This is a genomic window from uncultured Methanobrevibacter sp., from assembly GCF_937906425.1.
Classification (GTDB): Archaea; Methanobacteriota; Methanobacteria; order Methanobacteriales; family Methanobacteriaceae; genus Methanobrevibacter.
This window is the reverse complement of sequence record NZ_CALCYR010000084.1, coordinates 1-10,954: the sequence shown is the minus strand read 5'-3', so window position 1 is coordinate 10,954 and position 10,954 is coordinate 1. Positions and strand designations below refer to the sequence as shown.

At 35.8% G+C, this 10,954-nt stretch carries 2 protein-coding genes; both read right to left on the bottom strand.

From position 1 onward, the window contains the following. Nucleotides 1–136 precede the first annotated feature (136 nt). Nucleotides 137–2,935, bottom strand: coding sequence for a DEAD/DEAH box helicase (locus Q0138_RS02335; protein WP_297980390.1), 2,799 nt, complete (start codon nt 2,933–2,935; stop codon nt 137–139). Between the two features lie 769 nt (nt 2,936–3,704). Further along, on the bottom strand, nt 3,705–10,922 hold the full coding sequence (locus tag Q0138_RS02330; RefSeq protein WP_297980394.1) for an Ig-like domain repeat protein: 7,218 nt from the start codon (nt 10,920–10,922) through the stop codon (nt 3,705–3,707). Nucleotides 10,923–10,954 lie beyond the last annotated feature (32 nt).

The following is a 10,954-nucleotide window of genomic DNA, read 5'->3' as shown; positions in this document are numbered from 1 at the left end:
TAAATAGCTAAAAATAATAAAAAAATAAGAAAAAAACTTAAAAATAGATTAAATAGCTAAAAATAATAAAAAAATAAGAAAAAAACTTAAAAATAGATTAAATAAGTAAAAATAATAAAAAAAGAACTAAAAACAATTAAATTAACTTTTTGTCCTTAAGTTCCTTCTTAAAATACAAATATTCGCTGTCAATTACTTCACGAATATTCTTAGCTGTTTTTTTACCTATTCCTTCAACTTCCTGCAATTTCTTTTCATCAGCTTCAAGAACATTCTTTACAGAACCGAAGTGTTCCAATAACCTTTTAGCATGAACAGGCCCAATATTAGGCAAGGATTCTATAATAAACAATTGCTGTTCCCAAAGATTTTGAGGTTTTCTTTCAGTTCTAATCTGAATGCTACGTTTTTCTCCCTTTTGCTCACGAATAGCAATTCTCTTTAACATAGCTGCAGTGTCTTCAGGATTTCTGGTAGGAATAATGCTTATTCCATAATCAATTGCAATTGAAGCAAGAGATCCCCTTATTGCATTTGGATTTATGAAACCTGAATAGAAATTGTCTCCTTCCAGAATCATTATAGGCTTTTTAAATTCCTCTCTCATCATCCTAGCCTGTTTAAATAAACGTTTGTCCATAATTGAATCTACAAAATCAGTTGCAGTCTTACGTTCAATAGCTACCTCTTCACTAACCTGATAATCAGCAACTGCCATCGCGTTTATCTTTACCTTGACTCCAAGAGTATCTAAAGCCCTTATGACTCTTGAATTACCTTCCCTTGAGTCTACATAAATAAAAACTTCATCATTATTATTGCTGTTTTTGCTTAATTCCTCTATTGAATCTTCAATGGAATTGGAATCTGAGTTTAAATCATTAGAATTAGAAATTAAATCAGATTTAGCATTTAAATCAATATTAGAATCTATATTAGAACCAGCATTTAAATTAGAATTAGAATCTAAATCAGAACTAGAATTATCATTTAAATTAGAATCATTATTTAAACTAGAACCTCCATTTAAATTAGAATCATTATTTAAACTAGAACCCTCATTTAAATTAGAATCATTATCTAAATCAGAACTAGAATTATCATTATTAGAGCTGATTCTTTTAGAAGAAACCTCCTTTCTCTTAGAAGCCAATTCATTTATCCTCTTCTGTTTTTCATTAAGTTCCTTCAATTTCAATTCATTCTCATTTTCAAGTTCTATCTCTTCCAAGTCCTCATTAAAGGACTCTTCCTTAAAATCATCATTTAAGTCAGAATCTGAGTCATCCCTATCATTGAGATTTCCCCTCTTGCCATGAACAATCATGTTCTTTTCAACTTCTATCCTTTCAGCAGCATTCAGTTTAAGCTCTTCAATAGCTTCCTCTGTTGCAAGTTGGGTTTTCATCTTGGACTCCCTTCTAATACTGGTCCAATAATAACCTTCATCCCTTGTCTTTTCAGTGATTAGAACCTTCATTCTTCCAGAAGTTTTACGTCCTGTCCTTCCTCTTCTTTGAATCATTCTTACTTCAGAGGGAACAGGCTCATACATTATAACCAAATCAACTGCAGGAATGTCTATACCTTCCTCTGCAACACTTGTAGAAATCAAAACGTCATAATTTCCAGTCTTAAATGACTTTATGATTTGCTTTTGCTCCTTTTGAGTCAAGCCCTTCTTTCCATCACTTGTACCTTGTCCAAAGAACCTTACACTTTTGATTCCTTCAGATTCACATCTTTTATGAATCATGTCCAAAGTGTCTCTGAACTGTGTAAATACAATTATCTTAGGACTTTCCTGATTCTCTCCATCATCCCTAAGTGATTTCAATCTTGTCTGACCATCCATTCCCAATTCTAACTTAAGAAGTTCAATAAGCTTTTTCATCTTCGGATGTTCCAATCCATTCTTTTCAGCTTCCTTTGCAAAATAAATGGCTCTTGAAAAGTTAGGATCAAGCAGAATATTCTTTGCAGCCTTTGTTGTTTTCTTTCTAAGTCTTTTAATGTAATCATTAAATGGCTCAACACCTTGAGTTTCCAACAGCTCAACTGCATGCTGAAGATTAATTACAGCAGACAATACTGAAATTGCCTGGAAACATTCCTTAGGTGGATTTACAGAATGTGCAATCTTTCCTTGAACACGTGAACGAGCCTTTAAAATATCTCTCTTGCTTACGCCAATGGTATTTATAATGCCCATTTTCTTAAGACCTTTCAAACGAAGCTTCAATGCCTTGTTTGCCAATTCCCTAATTTTCATCAGTTCATCATCCATCTGAACACGAACCCAATCGATTTTGATTGGATTGAAATAAGGCTTGACATCAGGATCCTCCTCAGTCTTAATCTTAATGTCCTGAATGAAAAGATTTTCACACACTTCCTTGATTTTCTCCTTGTCATGACCTGGAGAAGCTGTCAAACCTAATATCAAATGGTTTTTAGCCTCCTTTACATAACGGGTTGCAAGATAAACATAGGAATATGAACCGACTGCATGGTGACATTCGTCAAATACGACTAAAGAAACATCCTCAAGACCGTATCTTTCATTTAAAAGATCTGATTCCACTGTCTGTGGAGTTGCACAAATGACTTGAGATGCATTCCATCGTTTTTCACGTTCATCGGTTTTTACTGCACCTGTTATTGAAGTGCATGTAACGTTTAAAAAGTGTCTAAAGTTTTCTTCGTGTTGTATGGCAAGTGGTTTACTTGGCGCCAATATAAGAACTTTGGAACCTTTTAATTTATCCAGCCTTTCTGCAGCAACCAATATGGCTATGATTGTTTTACCTAATGCAGTTGGAGCGACAATCATAGTATTTCCATTTTGCAATACATCTGCTGCCAATATCTGTTGGTAAAGCCTTGCTTCGGCTGACTTCTCTCTAATTAAAGGATGTTCGATATATGTAACCATAAATAATATTTTGTATTTGCTATATTTAAAGTTTTTAGAGAGAGCATATGAAAACTAATAATTTATAGTAGTATTTTTGAATTTTACTAATTTAAATCAATTTTTTAAAAAAAGTGTAAAATTCAATTAAATTGCAAAAATTCAAAAATTTAATAAAAATTCAAAAAAAGTATAAAATTCAATTAAAATGCAAAAATTCAAAAATTTAATAAAAATTCAAAAAAAGTATAAAATTCAATTTCATTACTAAAATTTAATTTAAACGCAAAAATTCAAAAATTTAATAAAAATTCAATTTCATTACTAAAATTTAATTTAAATGCAAAAATTCAAAATTATTGCAAAAATTTAAAAAAAAGTATAAAATTCAATTAAAATACTAAAATTCAATTTTTTAATAAAAATTTAATTTGAATGCAAAAGATCAAAAAAATGTAAAATTCAAAATTATTGCAAAAATTCAAAAAAATAGCTAAAATTCAATTAAAATACTAAAATTCAATTTAATAACTAAAATTCAAAAAAAGAGCAAAAATTCAATTAAAATGCAAAAATTCAATCAAAATGCAAAAATTCAATTTAATTATAAAAATTCAATTTAATTATAAAAATTCAAAAAAATAGCTAAAATTCAATTAAAAAAAAAAAGTGTTTAGTGAATTATTTAATTAAAAATAATTCACTTTTTTCCCTAAAATATAAATTTTCTTTATTTTTTGCCTTAAAAACCACATTCTAAAAAAGAATTTGGGTTTAAATAAACCCAAACTTATTTAATAGTAAGTTTAACTTTTTTAGAAGTAGCTGCGTAACCGTCGTCTCCTTCAAACTTGACAACACAAGAGTAAGTTCCTTTCTTGGTAAGGCTTACTTTTACAGTTGCAACTCCTTTAGCATTGGTCTTGGCAGAGTAATATTTGCCGTTTACAATGAAGGATACAACTTTGCCTTTGATAGGAGTTCCGTATTTGGAAAGAACAGTTGCAGTTAATGTTTTAGATTTAGCGGATGCTTTATAGGTCTTAGCAGGAACTGTGAATTTTACAGCTTGTTTCAAGACTTCAATTCTTGCAACACCAAATGAACCTTCATAGTTGTCGTCTCCAGAGTAGTAGAGAGCGAAGGTGTAGTTTGTACTGTGTCTTAAGTTGACTTGAGTCTTGAATCCGCCGGTAGCATTGGTTATGTATGTGTATACATGACCGTTAAATCCAACAGATACGTTTTTGTTTGCTAAGGCATTTCCGTTTTCATCCACTAAGGTTGCAGTGAAGTATTCACCAATTCTTCCTTCAATGTTAGGGTTGAATGAAGTAGTGGTCATATTTTCATATATGAATCTAGTGCCAAGTTTCTTTACATCAAATACTGCAGAAGCACTTGATGGGAGATAGTTGGCAGCAGCAATATAATCTGCAACAACTGTGTAGTTTCCACCAATTAAGTTCTTGATTGCAAGGCTGCCTACACCATTGGTAATTGTTACATCATATGCAACATCATCAACAGTTACGTTAAGTAGACCGCTTAAATCATTTCCGTTAATGTCTTTTAAGGTAAATGCTACATTAGCAGTTTGACCATATGTAATGTTATCAACAGCAACGGTTACGACTGTGTCGATATACTCTTTAGTTACAGTTATTTCCTCGCTTACTTCAAGAGGAGCGTGACTGTCATCTCCAGGATAGGATACGCTTATGTTGTGATCTCCTTCACTTACAGGAATTGTAGCGGTACCGTTTACAACAGGCACTTCCTTGGTTTCACCATCTACAGTTACATTAACAACTCCGTCTAATGGGTTGCCATCTTTGTCGCTTAAAGTAATTACTAGCTCTTCATCACCAGCTTCAATATCAATTACAGGATCAGAGTATGGAGCTACAGTGAATGTAGCGTTAGCAGTCACAGGAGCGAATTCCTCAGTTCCGATGAATTTTGCATCAACTGCGTAATCGTTAGCAGCTAAGTTTTTGACAACTAGGCTTGCTTTACCGCCTACAAGAGTTGCAGCATAATTTACATCATCGATTGTGACAATTACGATTCCGTCAATTGCAGTACCGTCAGCGGAAACTAATGATACAGCAATGCTTTCCTCTTCTCCTTCCTTAATATCTTTAGGAGTGATTGTTAATACAGCGCCAGTTTGAGCAAGTACTTCCACTGGAGTTTGAGCAGTGGATGCAGCATAGTTAGGGTTCTCGAAGCTTACTTCAATGAGGTTTACACCAGCATCTAAGTTTTCAAGATCTAATTTAGCCTTACCATCAACTACAGGAACATCAGCAGCATAGGTATCGCCGTTTACACTTACAGTAGCAGTACCATCTAAGGCATTGCCTTCTGCATCTTCAACAGTGATAAGAAGTTCAACTGGGCTTCCAAATTCAGTAGCATTTGCTTCAGGACTGACAATAACACCAGAAGCAGGAGCAACAGTAGTTTCAACAGTTTCTTCTACAGGAGTGTGTACACCATCATCGACTTTTACGGTAATATTATGATCTCCAGCATCTAATTCAAGAGGCAATACAATATTTCCGTTTTCATCGGTGGTAGCGTTAGCATACTCTTTTCCATCTACAAGTACGGTTACAGGAGTGTTTGCTAAAGCAGCGCCAGAAGCGTCTTGAACATCAATGGTAAGATTTGCATCTTCACCGTATACAGGATTTTCACTTAGGCTAATGCTTACTTTAGCTTCCTTAGGAGCGCTTAAAGTAAGTTTTGCAGCACCGGTAGCATTTTCATAGTTGTCATCACCTATGTAATAGACACTTACATCATAGCTTCCAGGAGCAACACTATCAGCGATATTGAAGGAAGCTTCTCCAGCACCTTCACTTACACTAACAACTTGACTTACACCATCAACATCCCAGGATACAGTTACAATAGCAGTGCCGTTTAATTTAGCACCGTCTGCACCGGTAACATTGAATAGGACAGTTGCAGGTTCTCCCCATTCAGCTTCAGCATCTTCAGCAACAACAGTTACAGCCGCCTTCTTGACAATGAATCTTAAATCGTCAGTGGCAGTTACATAATTGCTGTTGTCTAAGCTAGCAAGAGCATAGATTGTTCCAGCTGGGAATGAATATGCAGGAATGCTTAAGGTACCTTCACCATTTCCATCAAGGGTGATTATTCCAACGCCAAAGCCGTCAAATTCAACATTTACATCACCAGCAATAGGAACACCGGATTCATCTTCTGCACTAACTTTAACAAGAATTTCTTCACCATAGGATACATCATCAATGCTTAAGCTTACTACAGCAGTGGAAGCAGGAGCAACAGTGAATTTTACAGTTTCTCCTGTAGGAGTGTGTACACCATCATCGAATTTGACAGTGATATTATGATCTCCAGCTTCTAAATCATCGATAGGAATTATGACTTGACCTTCTGCATTGGTTTGTGCTGTTTTCTCTTCACCATCATCAACTGTGTAGGTCAAAGTAGCGGCAGCGATAGGAGAATCGGCAGCATCTGTAAGACTTACAGTAACATTAGTGGTTTCGCCATAAGCACCTTCTTCAACTGCAATTTCAACATCATTAGCTTTAGGATCTGTTAAGACAAGTTTAGCCTCAGTGTTTTCATTAGCATCGTAAAGGTCATTGCCTAAGAACTTGACGCTTACATCATAAGTTCCAGGAGCAACACTATTAGCGATATTGAAGGAAGCTTCTCCAGCACCTTCACTTACACTAACAACTTGACTTACGCCATCAACATCCCAAGATACAGTTACAAGAGCTTCTCCACTTAATTTAGCACCGTCAACACCTGTTACATTGAATTTGATAGTTGCAGGTTCTCCCCATTCAGCTTCAGTATCTTCAACAGAAATGCTTGGGAGAGTTTTGCTTACATCGAAGGAAGCGATTCCTACAGCATCGTTGTAGTTATTGTTTCCGGCGAAGATTGCACTGATGGTGTAATTGCCAACAGTTAAATCAGGAATTTCAACGATTACCTTACCTTTTACGGTAGTGTAGGTTCCAATTTCTTCACCGTTAATGCTTACAACAATATCCTCATCAATGTATTCGCCGTGGTATCCGGCTAATCTGATTACAGCGGTAGCGTTCTTGCCTAAACTTACATCATCAACTTCAATGCTTAATTCAGGTTCGTTTGGAATTACAACACCAATAGCAAGATATTCAATTTCAACATCATCATTTGCAAAGCTTACTGCCAATTGGTATACTCCAGCATCCATGTCAGTAAGTTTTACTTCACCGACACCATCAACAATTTCCCCTTCAGCGGTTCTTAATTCACCATCATTGTATGTTACGATAGCAATTCCGCTTAATGGATTACCGTTAACGTCAGTTACATTTGTAATGTATACAACAAGGTCATCTCTGTAGATTACTTCAGGCACATTGAATTCCATATCACCAGTACCGACAGTGACTTCAAATTCAGCCTCTGCTTCAGCACTGTAGTATCCGTCATCACTTACAAAGCTAGCGCTTAATTCGTATACTCCAACAGCTAAGTCACTGACTGTGCTTGAACCTTCTCCATCAATAATATCGATGGTGATTAATTCATCCACACCTTCAATGCTTACAGTTACAGTACCGTTTAATGGCTTGCCTTCAACATCTGTAAGATCGTTGACGATGATGTTTAAGTCTTCACCATATCCAATATCATCAACTACAAGGTCAAAGAATGCATCGGTAGGTTTTGCAATAACTATTTGATCTTCATCACTGATACCATAATAGAAGTCGCTGCCTAAGAATTCAGCTTTAACATCAAAGCTTCCATAAGCAGGAATATCGAATACTGCAATAGCTTCACCAGACTCATTGGTTTCAACAATAGCGTAAACTGTTTCATCACCTAAATCAACTGATACGATAACGGTAGCTTCAATACCTGCACCATCAACACCAGTCAATATGACAGATACAGTTGAGCTTTCTCCAAATTCAACAGAAGAACCTACTGCAATGATTTCCGCACTAGCCTTATCAACAAATATGATACCTTCATATGAGGAAGCCATGTAGTTGGTAGTTTCATTAAATACTACTTTCACAAGGTTTACGCCAATAATTAAATCAGTTAAATCATAGCTTGCAATGCCTGATTCATCAACATCAATGCTGTCAACGGTTTCGCCGTTTACAATAATGTCGACCTTGCCGCTAATGCCTTCTACCGGACTTGTGAGAGTGATTGTAATAGGGCTAGATTGTCCAAATGCATTTGCAACATAGGTGTATTCAATAGCAGATTCAGCTTTAGCTACATTGAATGGAGTTTGAGCGGAAATTTCACCGTAAACTTCATCATCAATGCTTACAATAGCTGTGTAGTCACCAGCATCCAATCTGGCAAATTCGCTGCCGGTACCATCTCTGACACTTACAGGAACTGCTAAATCACCAATCTTTACAATTACATCCATGCTTAATCCATTAGCTTCCGCATCAACGAGGGTGACAGTGATTTCACTTGCATCACCATAAGTTACATTGCTTACTGAAACTGTTAGGATAGCTTCAGTGGATCCTGTAACGGTTAATGTTCCATAACCATATGCCTCATTGAAGTTATCATTGCCTACAAATCTTGCAGTGATTTCATAAGCTCCTGAAGGAAGTTCGCTTGTAGCAAATACAATATCGCCGCTAGCTTCAATTACCTTGGTTTCATCACCGACACTTACAATGACTGTTCCTTCAATTGGATTACCTTCACTGTCTGTTAAGCTTAGAGTTACAGTAGCATCATTTCCATATTCAACAGGATTTGCAGAAACACTAACGCTAGCATCTGCTTTATTTACATTGAAGGTTTCATCATCAGTAGCAGCAATGTAATTACTGTTATTTAATGTAGCGTTTGCATAAAGCTGACCTGCAGGATAAGTGTTTGCAACAGTTATATTGCCTAAACCATCTTCACCAAGTGGGATGGTTCCAACTACAACACCGTCAATTGCAACAATCACATCACCGCTTACAGGATCATCGCCACTTGATGCAATAACATTGATTACAATTCCTTCACCATAATCAACATCAGCAATATCAAGGACAATTTCTGCATTAGCAGGAGCAACAGTGAAGTTTGCAGTTTCTTCTGTAGGAGTGTGTACACCATCATTGAATTTGACAGTTATGTTATGATCTCCAGCGTCTAAATCATCGATAGGAATTATGACTTGACCTTCTGCATCGGTTTGTTCTGCTGTTTTCTCTTCACCATCATCAACTGTGTAGGTCACAGTAGCAGCAGCGATAGGAGAACCAGCAGCATCTGTAAGACTTACAGTAGCAAAAGTAGTTTCGCCATAAACATCTTCTTCAACTTCAATTTCAATTGTATTATCTTTAGGATCAGTTAAAGTAAGAGTTGCAGTGCCTGTAGCATTTTCATAGCTGTCATCACCAATGTAATCGACTCTTACATCATAAGTTCCAGGAGCAACACTATCAGCAATATTGAAGGAAGCTTCTCCAGCACCTTCACTTACAGTTACAACTTGGCTTACACCATCAACATCCCAGGATACGGTTACAATAGCAGTGCCGTTTAATTTAGCATCATTTGCACCGGTGACATTGAATTGGACAGTTGCAGTTTCGCCCCATTCAGCTTCTGCATTTTCAACTTCAACACTTACAGCAGCCTTTTTGACCTCAAAGGTTTTTTGAGCGGTTTCAACAACATATGTATTTCCATCTTCATCAGTGAAAGTACTGATTACGATAGTATGATTGCCTACAGCAAAGGCATTTCCTAAATCAGCAGTGTAAACAGTGTTCTTCACATTTGCAGTAGCTTCAACACCATCAACAGTGAAATTCATAAGAGTATTAACGTTTACACCCCAATAGAATACACCACTAACATTTACATCCTGACCATATACATAAGTGTCATTCATATCAATGCTTACATCACTAATGGTCTTGAATGTATTTCCAGTCAATTCAACAGTACCTCTTTGGTTGTAGATATTATATATATTAACTCTACCAGAATTATCTTCAAACAAGGAATTAGTTACAGTTAAATCACTTCCATAATTCCAGATACCGCCAGTATAGCTTCCATTATTACCACGGAATACAGTATTGTCAATGGTAGCATCAGCAGCATATATGAATAATGCGCCATTATAACCTGCTTGAGTATTATTTTCAAATACAGAATCACGGATAACTAAATTATCACCATAGAAAGCAATACCACCAGTATAAGTACCTGCACCATTGTTAATGAAACTAGTGCCGGAAATCTCCAAATCACCAACAGTATTGGTAATAATAGCACCACCAATAGTTCCTGCGGTATTGTTTTCAAAGAGACTGTCAGTTATGGTGACATAGGAATTTTCTATATTGATTGCTCCACCATTTTCAGCTTGAGAGTTTATTATGACAACATTATCAATCTCACATTCATCACAATACATGACTTGTATAGCTCCACCACCAGAAGAGTAACCAGAACTACCAGTACCAACAGCAATATTTCCATCAAAGAGTGAATCGGAAATACTTACTTCAGTATCTGCTACATAAATAGCACCACCAGTGTAAGCAACATTGGAAATAAAATCGGTTCCAGTGACAGTTAATGAGGAAGTGCATTCATCATCATCTAAACCTGCATAAATAGCTCCACCATAAATACCAGTGTTGTTTTCAAATAATGAATCAACAATAATTGTTTCACAATTAGTTACATATACAACACCTGAACAAAGATCACCATCAGTTCTGTTGATTTCATCATTACCATTATTGGTAATTTTAGAATCCTTAATACTTACAGTAGAATTAATAGCGAAAATAGCAGCTCCACCAGAATATTTATTAGTAGTTTCAACAATATCGTTAGAATCTAAAATACAATTGTCAAGATACACAATAGCATATACAGCATAAATAGCACCAGCATAAGTAGCAGTGTTGTCATGGACATAAACATCATACATATCCAAGAAAGCACCAGCTTCAACATAAACAG

Coding starts and splice junctions, on each gene's coding strand:
- Q0138_RS02330 (WP_297980394.1), bottom strand. CDS start 10,922: ATGTATGATGTTTATGTCCATGACAACACTGCTACTTATGCTGGTGCT.
- Q0138_RS02335 (WP_297980390.1), bottom strand. CDS start 2,935: ATGGTTACATATATCGAACATCCTTTAATTAGAGAGAAGTCAGCCGAA.